The sequence below is a fragment of the Alloalcanivorax dieselolei B5 genome (assembly GCF_000300005.1).
Lineage (GTDB): Bacteria > Pseudomonadota > Gammaproteobacteria > Pseudomonadales > Alcanivoracaceae > Alloalcanivorax > Alloalcanivorax dieselolei.
The window spans coordinates 906,801-931,236 of record NC_018691.1; the positions used below are offsets into that span (position 1 = coordinate 906,801).

The following is a 24,436-nucleotide window of genomic DNA, read 5'->3' on the forward strand; positions in this document are numbered from 1 at the left end:
CGCTGGAACTGCGCCGCCGCTTCCGTAGCTCATAAATCCTGGTTTATAACGCCGAGGCGTACAGCTTGCAGTGCCGCTTCCGCACGGCCAGAAACACCAAGTTTCCGGTAGATGGTCTTGGTATAGGTGGCGACTGTATTGGCGGTAATATCCAGCGCCTCGGCGATATCGGTTCGGGTAAAACCCCGTGCCAGAAGACGGAGTACATCGGTTTCTCTCTGAGTCAGCTCAGGAGCTTCCTGTGGTGCCGTGGTGCGACGAAAATGGCGAAGAATTCGCCGAGCGACACTTGGAGATAAAGGGGGCTCGCCTCGGGCTATGCCCTGCAGCTGGGAGAGCAGCCGCGCCCTGGGTTGGTCTTTGAGAATATAGCCCAGGGCACCGGCTTGCAGTGCGGCAAACAGGTGGTCGTCATCATCATAGATCGTGGCCATGATGATATAGGTGTCAGGTGATGTCGCTTGCAGTTGGGCAACCAGGTCCAGACCGTTCCCATCGGGGAGGCTGATATCGACCATGGCCAGATTAAAACTGTCTTTACTGGCTTTGATGCTCGCACTGCTCAACGTGTCAGCCATCTCAATGATAATGCCCGGGAAAGCTTGCCGCATCAGGTCGGCGAGCCAATCTCTGCTCTCCTGATGGTCTTCGACGATCAGTGCTGTTTTCATGCGTGTCCCTGCCTCCCCCAAATATCTGCATATCTATACCACAATCCAATGACTTTAATCATCTGGACTACTGTAGTCCTGGCGTTGCCATCGGCCGATCCCCTCTTTGGGGGACCCCATTTGAGGGATTGGGGCGCACCGGGGTAGCTCCTATGCTCGGAGGATGTCAACCGCACAGATACTGAGGCTGGAGAGAGGATGGCCAAATGCTCCTCCATTGCAACAGGTCGAACCAGGAGAGTGCCAATGAGTATCGCGAATGTGGTGTCCCGATTCGGTGTGATACTACTATTTGCTCTGGTTGGGGCCTGCGGAGGAGGAGCAAGCCGAGACGGTGGCGCAAGTCCCGACGGAGGGGGCTCGCGTGAATGGCCAACTGCCGGAACTCCCGCACATACCGCCGAAGGTGGCTTGGATCTGACGGTCGTTAAACCCGTCGCGGGCGAGGCCTCACCTCTTCAGGTGCTTGAACTGACCGGATTGCCCAGTGATTTCGAGATCGCGGATCTGTATGTGGAGTTCTATGTAAAGGAGGGAGAGGCTCCACTGAAAGGTCAGGTTGATGAATTCCGTCTTCTACCGGTTTTCGAGCTTGATCAGACGTTCTTTCTGGCCATGCCGTTACTGGACGCCGAAGGTGCCGTCATCGTATGGAGACTGACTGACGGAAATAGTACCAGTGAGACGTTTGAGACACAGATTGATGCCTTGCCACCGCCAAGGGTTGGTAGCGTCGATACGTTACTTGAAGGCGCGGAGGCTGTGCTGCGGGAAGCAACCGAGGCGCTGGGGCGCAGTTATCCCGATGAATGGGAAGGTTGGAGTGACAATCTAGACCAGATGCCGGTTCACCTTATTCCCTTGTGGCAAAGCTGGCACGCGATGTTTGATAAGCAGAACGAGCTGGCCTGGATCAATCAGCCCATGCCCGACGACGTCAGAGTGATGCTCGAGCGAGTTCTGGCAGCGCAGCCGATGGATGAGACGATGTTTGGAATGGCTGCCTACTTCGCTGAAGGGCACAGTCTTCTGAATGATGCATCCGATCTTTTGCCAGTGCGCACCAATAGTGGTGTGTCGGCAAGAAGCTATATGCGGTATACGGGGGAAGAGCCCGGCAGAATCATCAGACAACAAGGGATGATGCCAATAGGGAATGCGTTGGCGCTGGCGGCTGAGCTGGAGAAGTATGATCAGGCCCGGCGGTCTCTACGTAACATGGGCCTTTTTGATAAGTATGTGGGTTCTTATATCTCCGCTGTGGGTATTCTGGCGGCATTGCCGGTTGCCGCTGGGACCGGAGGCGGTGCAGCGGCGGCAATAACAGCCGCCCGGCGCGAGCTGATGGCAAAGGTATCCAACATCGTCTTGTTTCTTTCTCGAGTGAACGGCGTCGCCAAGATTACGTCCCCGTGTTGTATCGTCTCATTGGATGTCACGCTTGACCCGAAGAGTGGCCAGGTTACCGAGGACATGCCGGAAAGTCAGATCTGGCTCAATGACGCACGTGCCAGGGCGGAGAGCGAGCCGGTAAACATAACTCGGGATATTGCCGATGCCATCGTTAAGGATGCCGCGAAGATGATATCGGTAGGAATGAGCAAGGAACTGGCAGAAGTGTACGGTGACGCTGTTCAACGATCGGGGATTGTGGGGGATGTCGGTGGTAAAATTATTGACTACGCGGCGAGCGGTATCGGCAAAAGGTTTCTGGCTTCTTTCCCCGTTGGCGCGGATATGTCGTTCTTCTGGAATGATGTCGATTTGATGTACGGCGAACCGCAGAAATGGCTCGAAGTTGAGGCAGCCAGCCTGTCAGGAAGCGCTGATCAATCCATTGTTGAGCAAACACCTACCGGGCAGCACGAAATGGCGTTTCGGCTGCGTACCCCCCAGGCGTTCCATCTGCAAACCTCCTTGCTTCGTTTCAACACACGGCCAGAAGAATTACCTGCTGTCGCGCCAGCGATAACAACCAAGCGTATCTCACTGGACTATCTCGATCTTAAGTTCAATCCGTCGGTGCTTCGGGTTGAAGATGGGCCCGTGGATTTCTCTCTTACTCTGGAGAACGCCTCATCGCTGGGTGTTGGCGGAGGTGAGGATTACATCGATGTGAATGCCTTTCTGAACGGGTTCGCGGTGGGAAGTGTCGCGTATCACGGCCGTAGCGGCGCGGTGATGCACTTTACTTATATGCCGCCAGAGGGCGGATTTCCAGAAGACCTGTTGCTGGAAGTCGAAGCAAACGTGGATCTGGATACAGGAATACGGGCACCTTCTCACAATCCTCCCCCCCGTCGCGGCGTTCTGCTTGTTACGGGAGGGGAAGGCACTCAACGTCTGGAAATATCCCCACCCTCTAAGTGTATCCAGGAAGGAGAGCAACAACAGTTTACCGTGACCGGACTGGGTGGGGAGCCTGTTCCGGTTAACTGGAGAGTGGATGGTCCAGGGTGGATTACCGCGGAAGGGCTTTACACGGCGGGGGAGGCTAATGGTACCGGCCAGGTCGCCATTACCGCCAGTGTGCAAGGAAACGATACGATCACTGCCGTCGCCCATATGACAGTAGGAGACTGCACGTGTTGGTGGGATGGCCAGGTTGGTGGGGATTTTCAACAGCAGGCCGTGGGCGAAACGCAATGGATTGAGGTGGATGATCAGAACAGCATCGTCGCGATGAAACACCACAGTGGCGATTTCTCGCTTCTGCATCTGGACTTATCCGAAGACCCTATTGCTCCGGGGGCTACTGGAACATATCGGGCGGTGGTACAGCCAGGTCATTTCGGTAATACCCTGCCGTCGGCCAGAAGTGTCTGGTACAACCCCTCGTCCCAGATGGCGGATGCGGCTGGCCTGACACCGATACCAAAGGCGATCGTGCAGGTGACGCGGCATGACATGTTGAATTATCCGGATGATATGGGCGTTGCTGATGGGGCACGTATGCTGGAAGCGCGGGTGACCGGGACGGTTGTATACGAGTGGTTGGAGTATGAACCCAACCGTATCGAGCGGGTGTCGGGTAACTTGAACGTGGGTATCAGAGGAAGCTACTGGATTGACCTTGGCTTTGGTATCAACTGCAGTCGCGGGCTATGAGCCCGGATCCTTCCGATTTATTAATCCTTTGCGCTGGCCCGCCGTCGGAGAAGGCGGCAACGGCATACTACTACTTCTGACTTGGTGTCTCCTCGCCCAGTACATACCGGGCCGTCCGTGGTTTGCAGACGCGCCCCTTCGATTGCCCGGATTTATAAAGCTTCGCTGATTTGTACCCCTCCTTTGGGGGACCCCGTTTGAGGGATTGGGGGAAAGGGGATGACTCTCTATGCTCTGACCAATATTCGACTTGTCGAGCCGGCTGCCGCACCTGATGGGCGCAGGCCAATCGTGAAACGGCGATGAAGGGATATGTCCTATGAAGAAGGAAGCTTGGCTTTTGCGGCACCTAATCGGTGTGATCTCTTTGGCCGTCGTACTGCCGGTGAGTGTGGAATCGGCATGGGCCGATACTCTGGAGGGGGTACTGGAAGGGGAGTCCCTGTCCTGGCATGTGCTGCATGCCGATGATGCATCCACAGCCAGCTTTTTCAGCATTGCTCCGGGGATGACCAGTTATCAGATACAGGGGCATCGGGAAGAGAGATTCTCCGTGGCCGGCTCGATCAGTCTCTCCTTCACCGTCATGAATGGAAAGCTGTTGGCGGAACCCGAGGTGTCCTTCTTTCCCGAGAAAAAACTCTTCCCGATGTACAGCAACGAAGGACAGGGAAAACTGACTATTGAGCATCTCGAGAATGGGGGTGTGCCGAGAGCAAAGGGGCGCTATCAGGGCACCCTTGTACGTCTGGAAGGGGTGGGTAAGGACGCTGACCGTAGCGATACCTTGACGCTGGACCTGCTCTTTGACGTGCATCTGCGGGCGGATGACTGACGTGGGGCCGTGCCTGTGCCTGGGGCTGACGAGCCATAAGGGGCTTCTGATCAGAAGCGCTCGCCATCAAGGTGTTAGCCGTGAAAGGGCGCTACGAAGAGAGATGATGAGTAATCCGATATTGAAAACACATGGCCCGTTGGGGCAAGGGAACATAGGGAGTAAGACCATGAATAACTATGGAAAAGTAGCAAAGACCACATCCTTGCTGGTGTTGAGCGCGGCAATCGCGGCGTGCGGTGGCAGTGGTGGTTCCAGTAGTGGCGGCAATGGCCCGGGAGGCGGTGATTCCGGTGGTGGCGGTGGTTCGGATGGCGGCTCCGTTAACGTTGTCACACAGATGCCTGAGGATGTGTCCGGCTTCGCCGTGACGGGGAACGAAGAAGCTCTGTACTTCACCCAGGTAAAAGGTTCCCCGCAGGACGGCTCCGGTCTGTATATGGTGGAAAGCCTATCCGGGCAGCCGCAAGTGGAAGATGTGGACGTCAATGTGGGTATTGGATTTCATGATGTGACGGACATGGATCCCAGCAACATGAGGTTTATTAGCCGCCACGAAAATACTTTTTTTACCTTGTTCGAGGCGGACGGGTCAGCGGGGGATCTGGAGAACCTGAGATCAAGTTTTCTTTTCTATGCTGATGGCTCGGAGGAGGATCATCTGGGCAATGGTTACCGCCGTGTCATGGTCAGCCCGGACCATCTTGTTCGTACACCGGAGATGGTGACGAATGCGAAGAAAGCTCCACAACTCCAGCCGAGCCGACAGGTCCTTCATGATCTGAACGACGCGGGCCGGACTTGTCTGCTTGATCCTACGGATAATTTTAACAAAAACTGGAAACAGATCTGTCTGAACCACGGCATGACCACCCCGCCAGGACAGCTTTTTGACATGAGGGTGTTCGCGGCGACGCTGGATCCTCAGGCCATGAAAGGGGAGGGTTACCTGGCCATTGATGATGATAACGTGCTGCGCTTTATCGGCAGGGATCTGCAGAACCTGGGGCCTGTTCTTGATGCGGACACCGGTAATCCGGTAACCGATATCATGGAGGCTGCGGACCTTCGCATGCGCTCGACGGAGGGCCACCAGTATGTGGTTTTGTATATTGAGGATCGGGATCATCCCGAAGTCTGGCTGTATGAAACGGATGCGGCGGGGGCCGGAACCGTCAAGCGGGTAACATCGGCTGAAGGTGAGCCGCTGTTGATGGGGCACAACGTGGCCAACGTGCTTCAGATTCCCGATGACCGGAATGTCACCGTTATGAATGGCGAGACCTTCTTCCTGTATGCCGATGTGGAGGGCGATATAACCAGTTCATCGGTGAACCTGATCCGCCTGAGCGGTGATACCTGGTCAATAGCCACCACGATCGAGGGCGGAGCTTTCATGGGGGGCACCGCGACGACGTTCTTGATGAATGCCGGTGGACATCTGGTTATGGAAAGCAACGAGGCTGACGGCGGCAAGGAAGTGATCGCCCTGCTTCCGGATGGTTCTGGCCGTAAGGTCATGGACGCCCGGGGGAATGGTGTCTTCCAGTTGAAATTTGATCGGCAGCCCGTGCTGGGTACCAGCGCCAATGGCGAATGGCTTTTTTACAACCGATTTGAAGATAAAAGTACCGGCGAGACCCAGTGGAGCCCGGTGGCGGTGGCGTTGAACCCGGCAACCAATGAGCGTTTGGATATGGCGGGCTGGACCTGGGTGGGCGCGAGCTCCAACGGCAAAGGTTCCCTTGATATGCGTCACGGTAGTGAGACTCTGGCTCAGGTGTTCATGGTCGGGCCGAATACCGAGCTTGCGGCATTGCAGGCGGATGACCCCATGGCGGGCAAGGTGAACTTCGGAGCGTTGCCTGACGGCGTCACCGCGGCGCGGTTTAACGGTGTCGGTCCGGGGCCCCGCCGCTTGCTTTGGGCGATGAGCAACGATGACGACGAGGAGGATTACCTCTGCGTGTGGAGCCAATGCACCTACGATGTGCTGTACCTGGATGTGCGTGACGAGGGTTCTCTGCAACTGCTTACCGAGAGCTCCAGCTCCCATTTGCAGAGCCCGCTGCCGAAGTTCTAAGAGCTTGGCCATGGCACGATGGGGCGTCCGGTGGACGCCCCGCATTACGCATTCACAGGGAGGGATGACAATGTCATCTCCAACGTTTTACCGCGAGCCGGTATGGCCGTGGCGTGTCTGGGGTCTGGCTCTGGTACTGATGGCGCTGGCTGCCTGCGGCGGTTCGTCGTCCGGTGATTCTTCTTCTTCGCCATTGTCACCTGAGGAAGGAAGTCCGCAGCCGGAACAGCCTTCTCCGTCTGAGCCCCCGGAGGAAGAGGAGCTGCCGGAAGGAGGGCCTTTATTGGGCGCGGTACAAAAAGGGCCGTTCCAGGCGGGGGCTAAAGTAACGCTGGTTCCTTTGCGGCATGGGGTTCCCGTGGAGGGCGCTCGCGAGCTTGAGACCACGGTGGACGAGCGCGGCCGATACACCTTCTCCGGTACAGGGCTTGAAGGGCCGGCGCTGCTGCGGGCCAGCGGATATTGGTTCGATGAACGTAGCGGTCAGTACAGCGGTGAGCCGGTCACTCTGCGGGCAGTGGTGAACGTCGCCGACGGTGAAGCCAACGTTAATGTGTTGACTGATTTGATCAGCGAACGATTGCAAAAGGCGCTGGCCGATAATGACGACGATTATCCCACCGCGCTATCCAGCGTGATGGCCGATTATCGCGAGCTCACGGGCTTGAACCAGCCTCCGGGATTGCTCGATATGCTGAAAGGGTTTATCCAGGGAGAAACGCTGGATGTTGGTTATTACCAGGAATCCCGACTGCTGCCATTGATCGCCGCCGCCGCGGCGGAAAGTGCCATGCCCGGTCTGGCCGAAGCGCGCTCGGGTTTCGCCATTGATGGCGCGGACAATGAAAGCGCCCGGGCGTTCTGGGAAGCCATGTGGGAGGGGTACGCCTCCTTGGTGGCGGAGCATCATGATGAGACCACACTGCTTGAACATCTGCAGGCGCAACTGAACGGGCAGTACCCTCTGGCCGCCGGAGAAACCTTTGCGCCGGCTGTCCTGGGCGGGATGCGCAGTGTGCTGGTGGGCAATGCGCCAAGTTGCTCCCAGGGGCCGAATGGCAGCAATGATGATTTCAACAGGCAAATCTGCCCGGGAGCCGGAGCGCAGGATGTGTTGGTGGGAGAGGAGTACGGGGCAGCAGGGTTTTATCTGGATGCGCCGGCCGCCGCCAGCTACGTGGTGCGTTTGAGAGTGCCGCACACTCCTGACAACCGCAAGATAGTTCTGGAATATACCCCTTCGGGCCGTGTCGGTTATGGTGATATCGCCGAGCAGTGCAGCGGTTACGACGCATGCGATGTGGGAACCCGGGCATTGCGAGAAGGAGAACGGGTTTTCTTTCGTATCAGAACCACGGGAAAGGCGCGCACGGTACAAGTGTTGGCGGAGCGTTTGGGTGATGGCCACCCTGTTCAGCCCATGGTGATTCATCCCAACCGTGCGCCCTACCGTGGGTGGGCAGGCAGTAAGGATGGTTCCGCCTTTTCGCAGAGTGCCTACAGCGGCACCGCTAACGTCAATAGTTATGCGCATTACCTGTTCTATGTGGGCTCGGGCAGGCGAACCTTGTTGGTGGACGACTTCGTATGCGGCGGTGTGCCTTCGCCTCTGGGGCATCGTATGCATTTGTTTTTGGCAAAAATGACGTCCAAAGGTTACGTCGCGGTAATGAACGACTCGACCTATTCCTGTGACGGTCTTCGTCACGAGATCGGCGGCGGTGAGACGGGCGTGTACTACCTTAGAGTCCATCCTGATTATTATGGGACGGCATCGGGGCATAGCGCCACATTGCGCTATGACTTCCGTATCCAGCTTCAGCCCTGGTCAGCCACAGGACCGGAATGACGGGTTGGCCCGGTGCGCGAAGTGGTTGCGCACCGGGCTTCTGCCCGAGGGGCATCCGTTGAATTCAACCATGCTCCTGTAACCAAAGAGCCAGGGCGCCTTTATCGCGCACCCCCAACTTCTGGTAGATGCGGCTGATATGGCTGCGCACGGTGGTGGGGGAAATATTCAGGGTCCTGGCGACATGTTTGTGACTTTGGCCCTGGGCGTACGCCCAGGCCACTTCCTTTTCCCGTTTGCTGAGCGCGGTAACCACGCCGGGCTGCGCACACACCAAAAGCCGGGCGCCGACTCGTTCCGAGGTCAGGGTTATTGTCTTGCCCCGGTAACGCTTGGATGCCCAAAGAGAAAGAATGACGTCTTGCGGCAGTTGCCGGTGCGCCGAGGGCCCCCACTCGTGAGTAACCAGGGTGGTGAAGTCCGGTAGCACGGCATGTAGCAATCCTTTGGTGTCCACCAGCGCCGCCGGTGCCCGAAAAGTGGACAGATAGTGCTTGTCGTTATTGCAGGCGGCAAGGAACAGGTGCTGAGTGACCAGATTCTTGAATTCCACTTCCCTGGCGCTGAACCCCGTATATCGATGGTCCCGTGCCAATGTTACAAAGATATGCAGCCCGGTATGGGGATCGATCTCCATGGTCGAGATCATTTGCCGTGCCTGATAAAGACGCCAATGCTCGTTATAGGCACGGCTTTGATAAATGTTGGGGATCTGGTTAAGCGACCAGGTTTTGCCGGTATTGCCGATGACCAGGTGAGCGTATAGGTCCTCTTCCTTGACCGCTTCCCACGTGTCGAACAGCGTATCGGTCTGGTCAAGGATGGTCGCGGTATGCAGTTCCCGGCTCTGGCCATCTCCAGTGCCCCAGATGGCGAAATCAAAAGCAACATGCCGGCGTATCTCATCCAGCGCCCAGCGCTGAAATTGCACGGGTTCAAGATGCATGCTGGCATCGTGTACCGTCAGTAAAAAATCACTGATTTTATGGAGCGACATACCATGGTTCCCCCGTCCCTTTGGGGATTGAGAAGCGGTGAGCACCGCTTCCGTTGTCGTTGTTCCCCGATTAAGCGTTGAATTGCGCTGGCTCTGTTCCCTTGAGTCAGTGTAGTACATTTGCAGGATGTTGTGTCGGGTGTTGGCGGCGTTAGATTTTCCCGCGAGGGATGAGCGTTGTCAGAAAGGGGGAGGCGGGAGCCGGCATGTTGAGCGCATTGATCGTTGAGGATCATGAGGAAAGTCGTGATTGGCTGGCGGGGCTGTTGGAGGAGGCATTTCCCGATATCGTCGTTGAAAGCGTGGGGACCTTGGCCGGGGCGGAGGCGATATTATCGGTTCGGAGCTTTAGTCTGGCACTGGTTGATATCAGTTTGCCGGATGGGTGTGGCGTGGATTTGGTGAAATCCTTGAACCGAAGCGCCCAGGAGACCTATGTGGTGATGGCGACGATTCATGATGATGATGGACATCTGTTCGCCGCGCTTCAGGCGGGCGCGCATGGATATCTGCTTAAGGACCAGCCCAGGGCCCGATTGCGCTCTCAATTGCAAGGGATCGCCCGGGGCGAGCCACCGCTTTCACCAAGCGTCGCGCGGCGAATGTTGCGACACTTTCGGCGTATGGAGAGCTCGGCTGAGGAAGTGCCGGACCTGAGTGAACGTGAAACGGAGGTGCTGCGTTTATTGGCCAGGGGATTCACCCGTACCGATATCGCGGGGGCGTTGGGAATCGCGGCCAGTACGGTGGCGACCTACACCAAGAGTATCTATCGGAAACTGGGCGTATCCGGCCGCGCCGAAGCGGCGTTGCAGGCGGCGCGGCTTGGTGTGGTGAACAGCGATCATTGAACACGGTGCTGAATCAAAGCGTTACGCGGAGTCCCAGGATCCAGTTCCGTACCGCTGCGATGGCGGGTTCTCGCAGCCTTTCTTTCGGATAGACCAGGTGGAACGGCTGCGCCAGAAGTTCCGGTCCGAACGGTTGTACCAGACGGCCACTGCGCAATTCATCCTGAATCAACTCCCGGCTCATCAATGCGACGCCCTGACCGTCCAGGGCGGCGCTGACGATGTGGGTGTCGTCCGAGAGCGCCAGACCGGCATCGATATCCAGCCCCGCTACCCCGGCCAGTTTTTGCCAGGCGGGCCAGCCCAGCGCCGCGCCGGAAGCGGTGGTGGGGTGGTAGTGCAGCAGAGTGTGATGATGCAGGTCGCTGTGCTGGCTGATGCCCAGCGCCGGACTGCAGATGGGAATGAAGACGTTATCGAACAGCTTTTCCGCTTCCAGTCCGGGCCATGGGCCATGGCCATAGCGGATCGCCATGTCGGCGGCGATGCCATCCAGTGGTAGAACGTCATAAGTCACCTGAAGGCTCAGATTCAGGTCCGGCTGCTTTTCTCTCAGATAACAGACATTGGGCAGCAGCCAGCGCGCCGCCACCGACGGGATGGTGGACAGGGTGACGCTTTGTCGCTGTGGTGTCTGTCGCAATCGTGACGCCACGTCATCAATCGCATCGAAGGCGTCGGTGCATACCGCCCGCAGCGCCTGCCCCTGGGCGGTGAGAGTCAGTTGCCGCGGGCGGCGTATGAACAAGGGCACGCCAAGATGCTCTTCCAGTTGTCGCAACTGGTGGCTGATCGCCGTGGGCGTTACCGACAGCTCCTCGGCGGCTTTCTTGGCGCTGCGCAGACGTGCGGTCGCTTCGAAGGCGCGCAGGGCGGACAGCGGGGGCAGGTGTCGGGCACTCATGGATGCTGCCTTACTTGATGGTAAGATGGTTGAGTTTTATTTGTCAGAATCGACAAATAAACGTCGTTTGTCGCGGTTATCAGGCTCTGGCTTTATGGGGTTCGTGTCAACAAAGACTGAATTAACCTCATTCATGAAGGAGCAGGACCATGACCGCTTTATTGCATCTCGATGCCAGCCCCCGTCCCGGCCGTTCAGGGACCGACGAGCACGGCTCCCATACCCGCCGTCTGACCGACCATTTCGTCTCCCAATGGCGCCGCCAGCGGTCTGGAGATGCGGTGATGCGCCGGGATATCGGCGCCCGGCCACCGGCGCTGACCACGGTGGAGTGGATCCAGGCCGCGTTTACCGCCCCGGACCGTCATCAGCCCTGGATGCGGGAGGTGCTGGCGGAAAGTGACGCCCTGGTTCAGGAAGTGCTGGATGCGGACATTCTGGTGCTGGGGGTGCCCATGTATAACTTCAGCTATCCCGCCGCCTTCAAGGCCTGGATCGACAACATCGTGCGGGTCGGGCGGACGGTGGATTTCGATCCGTCCAATCTGGAGGACCCGTTCACTCCGCTGCTTGCCGACCGGCCCCGCCGTGCGGTGATTCTGTCCTCACGGGGAGGCTTCGGCATGAATCCCGGCGGGCCGCTGGCGCATTTAAACCATCTGGAAGCGAGTATTCGCACCGCGCTGGGTTTCATCGGCATTGAACGTTTCCACGAAATCGCCATTGAACACCAGGAGGAGGGCGGCGAGCGCCTGGAAGCGTCCATCGCCGATGCGCTGTCCCGGGTGGATGCCCTGGTGGATGAGCTCCAGTGGAGCCGGGAGACGGTGCCGGCTTGCGCCTGATCAATAGGAGGGCAGGCCCGGTAATAAGCAAAGGGCCGCGAGGTTCTGGCATCCGGCTCTTGTGTTGCGGGAGGCGCGCGGCAACACTGGAGCCCGTCTCCGCCGTCAATGCCAATGCCAATGATCACCGTCGCTGCTTATACCGATCCGCTGCAAGCCCATCTGGCCCGCGGTCGCCTGCAAGCGGAAGGGATTCAGGCGGAAGTGGTGCACGAGCACCACGTCTGGGCCAACTGGGCTTTGTCCAATGCCCTGGGCGGAGTCAAATTGCAGGTGGCCGAGGCGGATGCGGAGCGGGCCCGGACGGTGCTTGGTGAACTGGCCGAAGGGGCCTTTGAACTGGACGAGCCCGAGGCCGACCGCCCCCGCTGTCCACGCTGCGGCGGCCTCACCGGCAGTGAACTGAAGATGCGCTGGCGGGTGGCGATGGTGGGGTTTTTCCTGTTCAGCCTGCCGTTGCCGTTTCGCCGTCGTGAATACCAGTGTATTGACTGCGGTCAACGCTGGCGGGGACGGGATGACGAAGACTAGCAGAGGAAGAGGAACGGCAATGTACACGGGACAATGTTTATGCGGCGGAGTGCGGTTTCGCATCAAGGGGGAACTGGCGTCGGTGCAGGTCTGCCATTGCGCCCAATGCCGGCATGCTCAGGGCACGCCCTTCGCCACCAACATTCCGGTCTCGACCAGCGCCTTCCTGCTGGACGCCGGAGAGGCGCTATTGAAGGGCTTTGAGTCTACCCCGGGCAAGGAGCGGGTGTTCTGCGGCCACTGTGGTTCGCCGCTGTTCAGCCGCCGGGCCGATCTGCCGGATGTGGTGCGGATCCGCGCCGGTCTGATCAACGAGCCGCTGGATGTGCGCCCGGCCTGGCATTTCTTCACCGCCTCCAAGGCCAATTGGTGGCGGATCGACGATGATCTGCCCAACTACCCCGAGGGCTATCCCGGGCATCGTTGAGCGCGCCGGATTTGGCTCCAGCCCCCTGGGCGTTTATCATTTGCCGCGCCGTAGAGACCTTAAACGGGCTCTTGCGCCTTCGCGGCGGTCCGTCCCTGTCCGCCCGGATCATTCAGAGGTACCACCATGTTTACAGGTATTATCGAGGCCCAGGGCCATATCGCCGCCCTGATTCCCAGCAACGGTGACGTGACCCTGCGCATCCGGAGCGCCGACCTGGATTTCGCCGATGTGCGGCTGGGCGACTCCATTGCCGTCAATGGCGTGTGTCTGACCGTGACCGAACTGGTCGGCGGCGACACCTTTTCCGCCGATGTCTCCGGCGAAACCCTGGCGCTGACCTCACTGCAACAGCTCAAGGCGGGCAGCCGGGTCAATCTGGAGAAGGCGATGACGCCCTCCACGCGTATGGGCGGTCATTTGGTCAGTGGCCATGTGGACGGTCTTGGCAAGGTAGTATCCCTGACCCCCGATGCCCGATCCGTGCGCATCGACATCGAAGCGCCGGCGGAGCTGGCTCGTTATATCGCCAAGAAGGGCTCGATTACAGTGGATGGCATCAGCCTCACCGTGAACGAGGTGGATGGCCGGGTGTTCTCCCTCAACATCATTCCCCACACCCAGGACGTGACCACCATTCAGGACTGGAAAGCGGGCACGCCAGTGAACCTGGAAGTTGATATCATTGCTCGTTACCTGGAGCGGTTGCTGCTCGGCGAACGGGCGGCCGAGCCCGGTTCCGGCGGCATCACCATGGCGATGTTGGCGGAACACGGGTTTGTGAAGTAACACTGGTTCTCCCCGTATGCACGCACCCTCCTGGATTCGCGTGTAAGCGTGTTGCGTGTCAGCTTGAAGGCGAATTTTTATGCAGCTCAACAGCGTTGAAGAACTGATCGAGGATATCCGCCAGGGCCGGATGGTGATCCTGATGGACGATGAAGACCGGGAAAACGAAGGCGACCTGGTGATGGCGGCCGAGCACGTGACCGCCGAGGCGATCAACTTCATGGCCAAATACGGGCGCGGGCTGATTTGCATGCCCATGTCCAAGGAACGCTGCGAGCAACTTGATCTGCCGCTCATGGTGCGCGCCAACGGCAGTGGTTTCGGTACTAAGTTCACCGTCTCCATCGAAGCCCGTGAGGGCGTCACCACCGGCATTTCCGCCGCGGACCGGGCGCGCACCGTGCAGGCCGCCGCCGCCCGCGATGCCAAGGCGTCCGATATCGTCCAGCCCGGACATATCTTTCCGTTAATGGCGGAGCCCGGCGGTGTATTGCGCCGCGCCGGCCACACCGAGGCCTCCTGTGATCTGGCGATGATGGCGGGGTGCCAGCCGGCGGGGGTCATCTGCGAAGTGATGAACGAAGACGGCTCCATGGCCCGGCGGCCGGATCTGGAGGCGTTCGCTCAGGAGCACGGCCTCAAGATCGGCACCATCGCCGACCTGATCCAGTACCGTGCCCTCAATGAACAGACCGTGGAACAGGTCAGCGAGCACCCGCTGGCGACCTGGTACGGCGACTTCCGCCTGGTGGCATTCCGCGACACGGTGGACGGGCACGTACACGTGGCGCTGGTAAAAGGCGAGATCACCGAGGACCGGGAAGTAACGGTCAGGGTGCATCAGGTGGACCCGCTGCGGGACCTGATGAGCGCCAAGATCGACGGCCGTACCGGCTGGAACATGCACCGGGTGCTGGATGCCGTGTCCCGGGCGGAGTGCGCGGTGGTGATCATTCTCGGTCAGGACGACGAGTCGGCGGCACCGACCCTGAATCGGATCGAGGCGTTTTTTGATGGCACCGCCACGCAGCCGAAGGGGCAGTCCCGGGCCTACCGCAACATCGGCACCGGCTCGCAGATTCTGACCGCGCTGGGCGTGCGTAAAATGCGCCTGCTCAGCTCGCCAATGAAGTTCAACGCGTTGTCCGGCTTCGGCCTGGAGATCGTGGAATACGTGGAAGCGGAACAGTAGACGCTGGACGCGAGAAGCCGGACGCGAGACGCTGAACCTCAAAAGCGTGAGGCGTCGGGCGTCTGGCGTCCGGCCATCAGTAGACACCACCGTAAGCACCGGCGTTACCCGGTGCGGTGGGTTAGCAGGATGGAATCATGCAAGACATCAAAACCTTTGAAGGCACCTTGAGCAATGTGGGCGGCCGTTATGCCCTGGTGGTGGCGCGTTTCAACAGCTTCGTGGTGGAAGCGCTGCTGGCCGGCGCCGTGGACACTCTGGTGCGGCACGGCGTGGAACGCGCCGATATTGAAATCATTCGCGTGCCGGGGGCCTGGGAGCTGCCGGTGGCGGTGAAGAAAGTGCTGGAGAAGCGGGACTACGACGCCGTCATCGCCCTCGGCGCGGTGATCCGCGGTGGTACCGCGCATTTCGAGTACGTCGCCGGTGAAGCCGCCAAAGGCATCGCCGCGGTACAAAACAGCACCGGTGTGCCGGTGGCGTTCGGTGTCCTTACCGTGGACAGCATCGAACAGGCCATCGAGCGCAGCGGTACCAAGGCGGGCAATAAAGGCGCGGAAGCTGCCTTGTCCGCTCTGGAAATGGTTTCTCTGTTCAAGGCCCTTTAATGACCACTCCCGCTTCGTCCTCCACCCCCGCCGCCCGCCGCAAGGCCCGGCGTTACGCCTTGCAGGCGCTGTACCAATGGCAACTGGCGGGGACCACGCTGAGCGATATCGAGGCTCAGTTTTTGGCCCAGAACGACATGAGCAAGGTCGATCGAAGCTATTTTCATGATCTGCTCCACGGCGTGCCCGCCCGGGTCACTGACCTGGACGAATCGCTGAGGCCCTTTCTGGACCGCCGGGTGGAAGAGTTGTCCCAGGTGGAGAAGGTGATCCTGCGGATCGGTGCCTTCGAACTGCGAGAACGCCTGGACGTGCCTTATCGGGTGGTGATCAACGAAGGTATCGAACTGGCCAAGGTGTTCGGTGCCGATGATTCCTTCAAGTACGTCAATGGGGTTCTGGACAAGCTGGCCCGCCGGGCGCGCGCGGCGGAAACCCGGCCCGGCGGTGCCGCGCCCGACGATCAGCCGCCCTCCTGACGCGCCTTTCCTGACCTTTCGTTCATGAACAGGAGCTGGCATGGACGAGTTCGCTCTCATCCGCCGCTACTTTCATCATCGCCAGGGCGAGGACGTGGTCCTCGGCCCCGGCGATGACGCCGCCCTGCTGTCGCCGCCGGCCGGTGAGCAACTGGTGATGACGTTGGACACCAGTGTCGCCGGTCGTCATTTCCCCGAGGATATGCCCGCCGCCGATATCGGTTACCGCTGCCTGGCGGTGAACCTGTCGGATCTCGCCGCCATGGGCGCCACGCCCCGCTGGTTTCTGTTGTCCCTGACCTTGCCGCAAGCCGATCCGGACTGGTTGCGCGATTTCAGCGCCGGCCTGTTCGAACTGGCCGATCAGGCCGGTATCTCTCTGGTGGGCGGCGACGTGACCCGGGGGCCCTTGAATATCGCCATCCAAGCCACCGGCTCGGTATTGCCGGGGCGCGCGTTGCGCCGGGATGGCGCGCGGCCGGGCCAAACTCTGGCGGTGACCGGTGCGCCCGGGCTGGGCGGGCTGGGGCTGCGTCACTGGCGGGCCGGTATGCGCGATTCGCAAAGCGCGCGGCATTTTGCCCGCCCGCGCCCCGCGTTGGAGTGGGGCGCGGCGCTGGCCGGGCGTGCCGGTGCCGCTCTCGATGTGTCCGACGGCCTGCTGCAAGATCTGGGGCATATTCTGAGCGCCAGCGGTGACCTGGGGGCGGAGCTGGTGCTGGCGGACCTGCCGGTGAACGACGAACTGGCGGCGCTGGAGGCGGAAGACCGCTGGGCGTTGCAGCTGTCCGGCGGCGATGATTATGGTCTGTTGTTTACCTGGCCGGCCGGTGTCGCGGTCCCGGAAGGGGCCCGGGCCATCGGCCGGATCACCGATGGCGGGGGGGTGCAATTGCATTATCCCGATGGGCGGGTGAGCGACGCGGAGCCGGGCGGCTGGCGTCACTTTTAGCGGTATGGATATATAACCATGGATATCGCCAATCCGGTCCATTGGCTTGCTTTCGGTTTCGGCTCGGGGTTGTCGCCAGTGGCGCCGGGCACCGCCGGCAGCGCACTGGCGTTGCTATTGTGGTGGTGGCTGGCGCGTTTGCCGGTGCCCTGGTACTTGCTGTTGGTATTGGCGTTGAGTCTGGCCGGAGTGTGGATCTGCGGCAGTACCAGCAGCCGGTTGGGGCTGCATGATCCGTCGGCCGTGGTCTGGGACGAATGGACCGGCCTGTGGCTGGCGCTGGCCGGTCTGCCCCGGCGCTGGTGGTGGGGGACCGCCGGGTTTGTGCTGTTCCGTCTCTTCGATGTGATCAAGGCCGGGCCGGTGGGCTGGGCGGATCACGCCTTGCCCGGCGGTTGGGGCATTGTCGCGGATGATCTGATCGCCGGGGCGATGGCGCTGGTGGTGCTGTGGTTGTTTCGCGCCATTGGGCAGCGGCGTTCGCCATCGCCGTGACTGTTTATGGCGCAAACTGTGGGAGCCAGCCTGCTGGCGAATATGGCCTTCGGCGTTGGGATATTCGCTTGCAGGCAAGCTCCTACAGCGGCTCCGTAGCCCCTTCTGTTGGCAGCGAATGCCCCGTTTACGCCCGATTGGGCAGGGCCGCGTCCAGTCGCTGCAAACGGTCCCGAATCTGACGCTCGACCCCGGCGGCATCCAGGCCGTGGTCGGCCAGCAGCGCTTCCCGCTTGCCGTGGTGGACGAATTCGTCCGGTAGCGCCAGATTCAGCACCGGCATTACCACGCCTTCATCCATGAGCAGCTCATTCACCGCGGAGCCGGCACCGCCCATGCGTTGATGATCTTCCAGGGTGACCAGCAGGGTGTGGCTGGTGGCCGCGCCGAGGATCGCGTCGCGGTCCAGCGGCTTGACCCAGCGCATGTCGAGAACAGTGGCGTCCAGGGCCTCGCCCGCCTCGCGGGCAGCTTCGCCCAGAGCACCGAAGGACAAAATCGTCACCGGTCCCTTGCCTTCCCGCAGCACCCGGCTTTTGCCCAGTGGCAACGGTGTCATGTTGTCTTCAATAATGGCGCCGGGGCCGGTGCCGCGGGGATAGCGGACCGCCGCCGGTCCCTGGTGCAGCCAGGCGGTGTAGAGCAGTTGCCGGCATTCGTTTTCATCGCTGGGCGCGGCGATCACCATGTTGGGTACGGTGCGCAGGTAGGCCAGGTCGAAAACACCGCCGTGGGTGGCGCCATCCTCACCAACGATGCCGGCGCGATCCAGGCCAAACGTCACATCCAGATCCTGCAGGGCGACATCGTGGATCAACTGGTCGTAGCCCCGTTGCAGGAAGGTGGAGTAGATCGCCACTACCGGTTTCTGGCCTTCGCAGGCGAGACCGGCGCCCAGTGTTACCGCGTGCTGTTCGCAGATCGCCACGTCGTGATAGCGGTCCGGGAAACGGTCACGGAACGCCACCATGCCCGAGCCCTCGCACATGGCCGGGGTAATTCCCACCACCCGTGGATCGCGCTCGGCCATGTCGCACAGCCACTGGCCAAACACGTCCTGGTATTTCGGGCCTTTGGCCTTGGCCGGTTTGGCCACTTCCACCTTGGCTTTGGGCTCGATCTTGTTGAGCGCGTGATAGCCCACCGGGTCCGCCTCGGCGGGAGCGAAGCCCTTGCCCTTGGTGGTGTACACGTGCAGAAGCTGCGGCCCTTCCAGGTCACGCATGTTCTCCAGGGTGGCGGTGAGCTCGTCCAGGTCGTGGCCGTCGATGGGGCCGATGTAGTTGAAACCGATGGCCTCGAACAGCATGTCCGGGCTCACCATGTTCTTCATGCTCTCCTCGGTGCGACGCACGAAATCCCAGGCCGCCGGCATCGCCGACAGCACTTTCTTGCCCCCTTCGCGCAGCGCGATATAGGTCTTGGAGGCCCAGATGCGGGCGAAATAGTTGGCCAGACCGCCCACGTTGTGGCCGATGGACATGGTGTTGTCGTTGAGGATGACCAGCAGATTGGCGCGGGTGTGGGCGGCGTGGCTGAGAGCCTCGAACGCCTGCCCGGCGGTCATGGCGCCATCGCCGATCACCGCCACGGTACGCCGGTCCTTGTCCCCCTGGCGGGCGCCCAGAGCCATGCCCAGGGCGGCGCTGACCGAGGTGGATGAATGGCCCACGCCGAAGGTGTCATAGGGGGATTCGCTACGCTTGGGAAAGCCGGACAGGCCATGCCGCTGACGGATACTGGTCAGTGCTTCGCGGCGCCCGGTGAGAATCTTGTGCGGATAACACTGATGGCCGACGTCCCATACCAGGCGATCATGGGGCGTATCAAACAGATAATGCAGTGCCACGGTCAGCTCCACCACGCCGAGGCCGGCGCCGAAGTGGCCGCCGCTGCGGCCCACCGCGAACAACAGGTAGGCACGCAGTTCGTCCACCAGCTGCTCGAGCCGGTGCGGTGCCAGCCGGCGCAAATCCGCCGGAGCGTGGATGCTGTCCAGCAGCGGCGTGGCCGGGCGGGTGAGCGGGATGTCGGTAAAGGTCTTTGGCATAACTGCCTCTGAACGGAGCTGCGATGTTCCGCCGCCGGCGGCCGGCCAAGGCCGGGCGGGTGCGGAAAACGTCATTATAGCGGGGTTGAGGCAACCCCGTCAGTGACCGCGGCGGACGATATAATCGGCCAGATCGAGTAGAGGGCGGGCCGCTTCTCCGTGGCTTTGCAAGTGCTCGCGGGCCTGCTGGCAAAGGGTTTGGGCCCGTTCGCGGCTGGCCTCCAGACCGATCAGGGCGGGGAAGGTGCTTTTACCTTGTTTTTCATCCGAGCCGCTGGGCTTGCCCAGATGCGCGGTATCCACGGTGACATCAAGGATGTCGTCCTGAATCTGAAACGCCAGGCCGATGGCGTCGCCGAAAGCCAGCAGAGCCCGCTCCAGGGCCGGATCCGGGCGGTTCGCCGCCAGATAACCCAGGTGCAGACTGGCGGTAATCAGGCGGCCGGTCTTCAGGTAATGCATGCGTTCCAGGGCACTGACCTGCTGCAGGCGGCCCTCGGCCTCCATATCCTGCATCTGGCCCCCTGCCATGCCGGCGGCCCCGGCGGCCCCGGCCAGGGTGCGCACCATGCCGGCCCGGGTGGCGGCGGGATAATCGCCGGCGCCGCCAAGCAGTTCGAACGCCAGCGTGAGCAGAGTGTCGCCGGCCAGAATAGCGGTGGCCTCGTCGAAGGCGCGGTGACAGGTGGGCTGGCCGCGGCGCAGGTCGTCGTCGTCCATGGCCGGCAGATCATCGTGTACCAGCGAATAAGTGTGGATCAGTTCCACTGCCGTGGCGGGGACATCGGCCTGTTCCGGCGTGCCGCCGCTCAACTGGCAGGCGGCGTACACCAGCAAGGGACGAATCCGTTTGCCGCCGGCCAGGGCAGCGTAGCGCATGGCCTCGGCGAGGCGTGGCGCATCGCTGTCGGCGGGTTGCGGCAAATAGATGAGCAGAGCCTGCTCCAGGCGGGCGCGGGTGTCGTCGGCGAAAGGGCCCAGGCCCGGTTTGTCACTGGCCATCGGGGGCCTCGAAGGGGGCCGGTTCGGCGTCCGGATCCTGTTCCAGCAGGATCTGTACTTTCTGCTCGGCCCGGGACAGCGCCTGTTGGCACTGGCGGGTGAGTTTTACCCCTTCCTCGAAAGCGCGCAGAGACTCTTCCAGGGTCATCTCGCCGGATTCCATGCGTTCCACCAGGGCTTCCAGGTTATCCAGGGATTCTTCCAATTGCGGGACTTGCTTGGCCATCGTTTTCCTCCGTGGGCGGCGCAACGTTAACGGAGGCGCCAGGCCGGGTCAATCGGTGGCGCGGAGCCTGGTGCCGCGGAGAATCGGGGGGGTGGGAATGAGCAGACGCCATTGATTCCAAATAGGTCTAACAGGGGGCTTCCGAGGTTTTGGTGGGGCGCCTATAGTGAAATGCCCGCTGGCCGCCGCAAGCCGCTTCTTCCTCTGATCTCCTTTCCCTATGGCGTCTCGCTTGCGGTACCGGCGGGGGCTCTTTCTCCCCGCTCGTCTCACCTCAATTCCCTCTTCTCTGGACCGCAGAGGCCGGTTCATTCGGGTCATTCCAGGCTTTTTTTCTGTCCCCTTAATTCGGGTGGTTTATTTCCCTCCGCCGTTCCCTTTCGATAGGAAAGTCGGCCCGGCCGACAGCAAACAATAATAAAAGAGGGGACAGAGCGATGGTGGGCGCCAATTCCACCTACGAGATCCATGTGTTCATTGGTTGTGCTCTCGCTGCTGGTGAGGAGGCGCAAGACAAGAGGGTGGGGGCCTGGCAGCCGCTGATGGTGTTCTCCCGCCAATATCGTCTTTGTGGGTACCACGATTATTCGCGCATGGAACGGGTGGCCAGGGAACATGGGTGGGGCGAGGTTCTCGTTGCCCGGGATGGGGTTCTCATCGAAGGGCAACTGCACCAGGCCCGGCCGGCGGTGCGTGACGCGTTCGAGCGGGCGCTGACGACGGGCGGGTCGGTGCTGGTGTACACGGAGTGGGAAGGCAGCGGCTTGCCACTGTCCCAGGGCTGACAGGCCCTAAGCGGCGGAGGGATCGGCTTCCTGCAGGCGATAACCATAGCCGTATACAGCATTGAGCTGCCAGCCGTGTTCCGGGGTCAGCCCCAGCTTGCGGCGGACACGGTAGATATGTACATCCAGTGTGCGTGACGAGAACTGCTCGTCTTTACCCCAGACATACTCGTATAGATACGCTCGGGCCAATGGGCGGCCAAGATTGCTGAACAGCAGAAAGGCCAGCCGGTATTCCTGGTGTGTCAGCTTGATCGGCTGACCATCGCGGTGAAGGGTCTGGCGATTCACATCGAACACGATGTTGCCGTGGCTGGGATCTTCCTCACGTCCTTTCTCCACACTCAGCGGCCCGTTGCGGCGGCGTAGCACGGCGATGGCCCGTGCTTTCAACTCCCGCGCCCGGAACGGTTTGTTGATGAAATCCTCTGCCCCTCCGGTGAGGGCCTCGACCACGTCCTGTTCGCTGTTGCGTACAGTGAGCATGATCACCGGAGGTGGCGATTCCAGGTACGAGGTGAACCAGGTCAGAACTTCCAGCCCACTGCCGTCCGGCAACTCCCAATCGAGAATGGCCAGATCGAAGGTGTGGCGTTTTGTCGCCTGGATCAATTCCTTGCAACTGGAAAAAGTGGAGATCTTCAGTGTGATTTTATGGCGCCCCCATGGACCAGTCAGGGCCTGACTGACCTGGGCCAGTACCGCAGGCTCGTCATCCAGTATGGCGATATGCATGGTCCCTGTTCCCTCTCAAGTGACACGGTGCATTGTTATATGGAGTTCAGTTATATGGAGTCATCTTTCCCTGGCGCTGATGAAATTTCCCGGCGCGCCTGTGCGAATTGTCATCCGACCCGGGCCGCAGCGGGGGATCAAAGCGTTATTTTTATTAATGTTTTGCATCCACGCCCTTGGCGCACTTTGCAACAGGGCAGGATCAGGCATGTCCGGGGCGGCTTTGCCCGGGCGGAATGTTAGGGCGGTGAACCGGCAAAGTCATCCACGATAAGGCAAAAATTGTTAATGCATTTTATGCTTATTCGAATAAATGGAAAGAAAGAATCTGATGTTAAAGTATTAAAATGCTTTTCATTTATAGGTATTTAATCGTACGTTCCGTAATAAATATAAAACAACTGTCAACGGAATATGAACAATGGTTTCGGACTGTTGTTTGTTTGTTTCTCCCCATCCATTCTCCTCCCCCGCAGTCTGCCGACCACGTCACATAATCGCATTTCTTAGTGGCGCTTGGTACTGAACCCACCGGGCAAAGTGCCGGGGCGGCAGGCCGCAAAGCCGCGGAACGGCTCCCGAACAGGCGTGCCGGTCCCAAAATACGTTATCAGGATGGGATGCATCTGTTATGAAAATGAATAAAACCGCTATTGCTCTGGCAGTTTTCGGCTTGGCCGGTGCTGGTTCCGCTCTCGCCGCGGACGGCACCATCACCTTCAACGGTAAAATTACCGACCAAACTTGTGAAATCACCACCCCGGGTGGCACCGATTTCACCGTAACCCTGCCGACCGTGTCTGCTCAGACGCTGGCCGCCGCCGGTGAAGTTGCTGGTCGTACTCCTTTCGCCATTAACCTGTCCAACTGCTCCGCCGGGCAAGTGGCGACCTATTTCGAACCGGGTCCCACCGTGGACTTCAACACCGGTCGTCTGAACAACCAGATCGACGCCGCCAGCAATGGTGCCACCAACGTTCAAATCCAGCTGCTGGGTGAGAACAACGGCTTCCTGCCGGTGCTGGCCGCTGGTGCCAACGGTGCGCAAACCAACTCCCAGTGGGTAACGGTTGCCAACGAAGGCGACGGCGCTGACCTGAACTACTACGCCGAGTACTACGCTACCGCCGCCGCTGGCGCCGGTGACGTCTCCACCAGCGTTCAGTACACCATTATCTATCAGTAACTCCCCCGGTTTCCGCGGGCCGGCCTGCCGGCCCCGGATACCTTCTTGTCTTTTTTCCAGGTTTCGGGTGGTGGCTATGAAGCGCTTTTCCCTATGTTTGTTGTCCTTCGCATTGCTGGTCACGGGCGTTGCCGCACAGGCCGCCGTGGTGATCGGCGGTACCCGGGTGGTCTATCCCGGTGGCGATCGTGAAGTCTCGGTGCAATTGACCAACGACGGCGAAAACCCGGCCCTGGTGCAAGTATGGATCGACGCCGGCGATGCCGACGCCGCTCCGGAACAAAGCGATGTGCCTTTCATCGTGCTGCCGCCGATTTCCCGCGTGGAAGCCGGCAGTGGTCAGGTTCTTCGAATTTCTTTCACCGGTGGCAAGGTGCCGCCGGAAGACCGCGAATCCGTGTACTGGCTGAATGTGCTCGACATTCCGCCGGCGCCGAAAGGGGAAGAGGGTATTCCCCAGAATTTCCTGCAGTTGGCGGTTCGCTCGCGCATCAAGTTGTTTTACCGGCCCAAGGGGTTGAGCGGTAAAGCCAACGACGCTCCGGAAAAACTGCAGTGGTACCTGTCCCGTTCCGGCGGGCAAGCGGTACTCAAAGCAAAAAACCCCACGCCTTACCACGTCACCGTCAGCCGTCTGGACATTCTCCGTGGAGAAAGTGAGCAGGTACCGGTGCCCGTGGACGAGGGCATGATCGCCCCCGGTGGCAGCCTGGAATTCGCCTTGCCCGCTAGTGCACCTGCCGCAATTGGCCAGGTGCGCATGACCACCATCAATGACTTCGGTGGTCGGGTAGCCCGGGATGTGCCGGTGGGTCGTTGATAGAAAAACGCCTGAA

General features: G+C 60.3%; 24 protein-coding genes. 17 read left to right on the top strand and 7 right to left on the bottom strand.

The genetic code is table 11. The annotated features are described in order from the left end of the window. Positions 1-29: 29 nt before the first annotated feature. Entirely contained in the window at positions 30-671 is a 642-nt protein-coding gene (locus B5T_RS04170; RefSeq protein ID WP_014993214.1) for a response regulator, read from the bottom strand. A 411-nt stretch (positions 672-1,082) separates the two neighbouring features. Between B5T_RS04170 and B5T_RS04175 the strand changes: the two genes are divergently transcribed. From B5T_RS04175 to B5T_RS04190, 4 genes are all read left to right on the top strand, one after another. Beyond that, positions 1,083-3,779 (top strand): hypothetical protein, encoded by a 2,697-nt coding sequence (locus B5T_RS04175; protein ID WP_229682919.1) that lies wholly within the window; start codon positions 1,083-1,085, stop codon positions 3,777-3,779. A 319-nt stretch (positions 3,780-4,098) separates the two neighbouring features. Then, entirely contained in the window at positions 4,099-4,614 is a 516-nt protein-coding gene (locus B5T_RS04180; protein WP_014993216.1) for a hypothetical protein, read from the top strand. A 169-nt stretch (positions 4,615-4,783) separates the two neighbouring features. Then, entirely contained in the window at positions 4,784-6,697 is a 1,914-nt protein-coding gene (locus B5T_RS04185; protein ID WP_014993217.1) for a hypothetical protein, read from the top strand. A 139-nt stretch (positions 6,698-6,836) separates the two neighbouring features. Continuing rightward, a complete protein-coding gene (locus tag B5T_RS04190) occupies positions 6,837-8,546 on the top strand; it encodes a hypothetical protein (RefSeq protein ID WP_148279202.1) in 1,710 nt (569 codons plus the stop codon). A 64-nt stretch (positions 8,547-8,610) separates the two neighbouring features. On the opposite strand, the gene B5T_RS04195 is transcribed toward B5T_RS04190, so the two are convergent. Next, the gene (locus B5T_RS04195) at positions 8,611-9,543 is read right to left on the bottom strand and encodes a helix-turn-helix transcriptional regulator (protein ID WP_014993219.1); all 933 of its coding nucleotides are present in this window, start codon (positions 9,541-9,543) and stop codon (positions 8,611-8,613) included. A gap of 206 nt (positions 9,544-9,749) precedes the next feature. Between B5T_RS04195 and B5T_RS04200 the strand changes: the two genes are divergently transcribed. After that, positions 9,750-10,394: a response regulator gene (locus B5T_RS04200; protein ID WP_014993220.1), complete on the top strand. Its 645-nt coding sequence runs from the start codon at positions 9,750-9,752 to the stop codon at positions 10,392-10,394. A 13-nt stretch (positions 10,395-10,407) separates the two neighbouring features. Here the strand turns inward: B5T_RS04200 and B5T_RS04205 are convergent, their stop codons facing one another. Beyond that, on the bottom strand, positions 10,408-11,298 hold the full coding sequence (locus tag B5T_RS04205) for a LysR substrate-binding domain-containing protein (RefSeq protein ID WP_014993221.1): 891 nt from the start codon (positions 11,296-11,298) through the stop codon (positions 10,408-10,410). A gap of 149 nt (positions 11,299-11,447) precedes the next feature. On the opposite strand from B5T_RS04205, the gene B5T_RS04210 reads away from it, so the two are divergent. The 9 genes from B5T_RS04210 to B5T_RS04250 all read left to right on the top strand — a co-directional run bounded on the left by B5T_RS04210 (position 11,448) and on the right by B5T_RS04250 (position 17,616). Continuing rightward, positions 11,448-12,143: an FMN-dependent NADH-azoreductase gene (locus tag B5T_RS04210; RefSeq protein ID WP_014993222.1), complete on the top strand. Its 696-nt coding sequence runs from the start codon at positions 11,448-11,450 to the stop codon at positions 12,141-12,143. 120 nt (positions 12,144-12,263) lie between these two features. Continuing rightward, positions 12,264-12,674 carry a putative signal transducing protein gene (locus B5T_RS04215; protein WP_014993223.1) on the top strand — a complete coding sequence of 137 codons (411 nt, stop codon included), beginning with the start codon at positions 12,264-12,266 and terminating at the stop codon, positions 12,672-12,674. 19 nt (positions 12,675-12,693) lie between these two features. Next, entirely contained in the window at positions 12,694-13,101 is a 408-nt protein-coding gene (locus B5T_RS04220) for a GFA family protein (RefSeq protein WP_041716845.1), read from the top strand. Between the two features lie 126 nt (positions 13,102-13,227). After that, the gene (locus B5T_RS04225) at positions 13,228-13,890 is read left to right on the top strand and encodes a riboflavin synthase (protein WP_014993225.1); all 663 of its coding nucleotides are present in this window, start codon (positions 13,228-13,230) and stop codon (positions 13,888-13,890) included. A gap of 79 nt (positions 13,891-13,969) precedes the next feature. Next, positions 13,970-15,082 carry a bifunctional 3,4-dihydroxy-2-butanone-4-phosphate synthase/GTP cyclohydrolase II gene (ribBA, locus tag B5T_RS04230; RefSeq protein WP_014993226.1) on the top strand — a complete coding sequence of 371 codons (1,113 nt, stop codon included), beginning with the start codon at positions 13,970-13,972 and terminating at the stop codon, positions 15,080-15,082. A gap of 137 nt (positions 15,083-15,219) precedes the next feature. After that, a complete protein-coding gene (gene ribH / locus B5T_RS04235) occupies positions 15,220-15,690 on the top strand; it encodes a 6,7-dimethyl-8-ribityllumazine synthase (RefSeq protein WP_014993227.1) in 471 nt (156 codons plus the stop codon). Further along, complete coding sequence (nusB, locus tag B5T_RS04240; protein ID WP_014993228.1) at positions 15,690-16,169, top strand: transcription antitermination factor NusB; 480 nt, start codon at positions 15,690-15,692, stop codon at positions 16,167-16,169. The genes ribH and nusB overlap by 1 nt, the downstream gene beginning before the upstream one ends. Positions 16,170-16,209: 40 nt before the next feature. Beyond that, positions 16,210-17,121 carry a thiamine-phosphate kinase gene (thiL, locus tag B5T_RS04245; protein WP_014993229.1) on the top strand — a complete coding sequence of 304 codons (912 nt, stop codon included), beginning with the start codon at positions 16,210-16,212 and terminating at the stop codon, positions 17,119-17,121. A gap of 18 nt (positions 17,122-17,139) precedes the next feature. Next, positions 17,140-17,616, top strand: a complete 477-nt coding sequence (locus B5T_RS04250) for a phosphatidylglycerophosphatase A family protein (RefSeq protein WP_014993230.1) — start codon at positions 17,140-17,142, stop codon at positions 17,614-17,616. 127 nt (positions 17,617-17,743) lie between these two features. On the opposite strand, the gene dxs is transcribed toward B5T_RS04250, so the two are convergent. From dxs to B5T_RS04265, 3 genes are all read right to left on the bottom strand, one after another. After that, positions 17,744-19,666 carry a 1-deoxy-D-xylulose-5-phosphate synthase gene (gene dxs / locus B5T_RS04255; protein ID WP_014993231.1) on the bottom strand — a complete coding sequence of 641 codons (1,923 nt, stop codon included), beginning with the start codon at positions 19,664-19,666 and terminating at the stop codon, positions 17,744-17,746. A gap of 99 nt (positions 19,667-19,765) precedes the next feature. After that, positions 19,766-20,668, bottom strand: a complete 903-nt coding sequence (locus B5T_RS04260; RefSeq protein WP_014993232.1) for a polyprenyl synthetase family protein — start codon at positions 20,666-20,668, stop codon at positions 19,766-19,768. Then, a complete protein-coding gene (locus B5T_RS04265) occupies positions 20,658-20,894 on the bottom strand; it encodes an exodeoxyribonuclease VII small subunit (protein WP_014993233.1) in 237 nt (78 codons plus the stop codon). The genes B5T_RS04260 and B5T_RS04265 overlap by 11 nt, the downstream gene beginning before the upstream one ends. 437 nt (positions 20,895-21,331) lie before the next feature. On the opposite strand from B5T_RS04265, the gene B5T_RS04270 reads away from it, so the two are divergent. Beyond that, positions 21,332-21,679: a hypothetical protein gene (locus B5T_RS04270; RefSeq protein ID WP_014993234.1), complete on the top strand. Its 348-nt coding sequence runs from the start codon at positions 21,332-21,334 to the stop codon at positions 21,677-21,679. A gap of 6 nt (positions 21,680-21,685) precedes the next feature. On the opposite strand, the gene B5T_RS04275 is transcribed toward B5T_RS04270, so the two are convergent. Beyond that, on the bottom strand, positions 21,686-22,414 hold the full coding sequence (locus B5T_RS04275) for a response regulator transcription factor (protein ID WP_014993235.1): 729 nt from the start codon (positions 22,412-22,414) through the stop codon (positions 21,686-21,688). A 631-nt stretch (positions 22,415-23,045) separates the two neighbouring features. Here B5T_RS04275 and B5T_RS04280 point away from each other — a divergent pair. Together B5T_RS04280 and B5T_RS04285 are read left to right on the top strand one after the other, a co-directional pair. Further along, positions 23,046-23,600, top strand: a complete 555-nt coding sequence (locus B5T_RS04280) for a fimbrial protein (protein ID WP_014993236.1) — start codon at positions 23,046-23,048, stop codon at positions 23,598-23,600. 76 nt (positions 23,601-23,676) lie between these two features. Next, on the top strand, positions 23,677-24,420 hold the full coding sequence (locus B5T_RS04285; RefSeq protein WP_014993237.1) for a fimbrial biogenesis chaperone: 744 nt from the start codon (positions 23,677-23,679) through the stop codon (positions 24,418-24,420). Positions 24,421-24,436: the final 16 nt, after the last annotated feature.

Coding starts and splice junctions, on each gene's coding strand:
- ribH (WP_014993227.1), top strand. CDS start 15,220: ATGCAAGACATCAAAACCTTTGAAGGCACCTTGAGCAATGTGGGCGGC.
- thiL (WP_014993229.1), top strand. CDS start 16,210: ATGGACGAGTTCGCTCTCATCCGCCGCTACTTTCATCATCGCCAGGGC.
- B5T_RS04215 (WP_014993223.1), top strand. CDS start 12,264: ATGATCACCGTCGCTGCTTATACCGATCCGCTGCAAGCCCATCTGGCC.
- B5T_RS04210 (WP_014993222.1), top strand. CDS start 11,448: ATGACCGCTTTATTGCATCTCGATGCCAGCCCCCGTCCCGGCCGTTCA.
- ribBA (WP_014993226.1), top strand. CDS start 13,970: ATGCAGCTCAACAGCGTTGAAGAACTGATCGAGGATATCCGCCAGGGC.
- B5T_RS04260 (WP_014993232.1), bottom strand. CDS start 20,668: ATGGCCAGTGACAAACCGGGCCTGGGCCCTTTCGCCGACGACACCCGC.
- B5T_RS04190 (WP_148279202.1), top strand. CDS start 6,837: ATGGCGCTGGCTGCCTGCGGCGGTTCGTCGTCCGGTGATTCTTCTTCT.
- B5T_RS04270 (WP_014993234.1), top strand. CDS start 21,332: ATGGTGGGCGCCAATTCCACCTACGAGATCCATGTGTTCATTGGTTGT.
- B5T_RS04275 (WP_014993235.1), bottom strand. CDS start 22,414: ATGCATATCGCCATACTGGATGACGAGCCTGCGGTACTGGCCCAGGTC.
- B5T_RS04195 (WP_014993219.1), bottom strand. CDS start 9,543: ATGTCGCTCCATAAAATCAGTGATTTTTTACTGACGGTACACGATGCC.
- B5T_RS04285 (WP_014993237.1), top strand. CDS start 23,677: ATGAAGCGCTTTTCCCTATGTTTGTTGTCCTTCGCATTGCTGGTCACG.
- B5T_RS04205 (WP_014993221.1), bottom strand. CDS start 11,298: ATGAGTGCCCGACACCTGCCCCCGCTGTCCGCCCTGCGCGCCTTCGAA.
- B5T_RS04265 (WP_014993233.1), bottom strand. CDS start 20,894: ATGGCCAAGCAAGTCCCGCAATTGGAAGAATCCCTGGATAACCTGGAA.
- B5T_RS04200 (WP_014993220.1), top strand. CDS start 9,750: ATGTTGAGCGCATTGATCGTTGAGGATCATGAGGAAAGTCGTGATTGG.
- B5T_RS04250 (WP_014993230.1), top strand. CDS start 17,140: ATGGATATCGCCAATCCGGTCCATTGGCTTGCTTTCGGTTTCGGCTCG.
- dxs (WP_014993231.1), bottom strand. CDS start 19,666: ATGCCAAAGACCTTTACCGACATCCCGCTCACCCGCCCGGCCACGCCG.
- nusB (WP_014993228.1), top strand. CDS start 15,690: ATGACCACTCCCGCTTCGTCCTCCACCCCCGCCGCCCGCCGCAAGGCC.
- B5T_RS04225 (WP_014993225.1), top strand. CDS start 13,228: ATGTTTACAGGTATTATCGAGGCCCAGGGCCATATCGCCGCCCTGATT.
- B5T_RS04180 (WP_014993216.1), top strand. CDS start 4,099: ATGAAGAAGGAAGCTTGGCTTTTGCGGCACCTAATCGGTGTGATCTCT.
- B5T_RS04220 (WP_041716845.1), top strand. CDS start 12,694: ATGTACACGGGACAATGTTTATGCGGCGGAGTGCGGTTTCGCATCAAG.
- B5T_RS04185 (WP_014993217.1), top strand. CDS start 4,784: ATGAATAACTATGGAAAAGTAGCAAAGACCACATCCTTGCTGGTGTTG.
- B5T_RS04170 (WP_014993214.1), bottom strand. CDS start 671: ATGAAAACAGCACTGATCGTCGAAGACCATCAGGAGAGCAGAGATTGG.
- B5T_RS04280 (WP_014993236.1), top strand. CDS start 23,046: ATGAAAATGAATAAAACCGCTATTGCTCTGGCAGTTTTCGGCTTGGCC.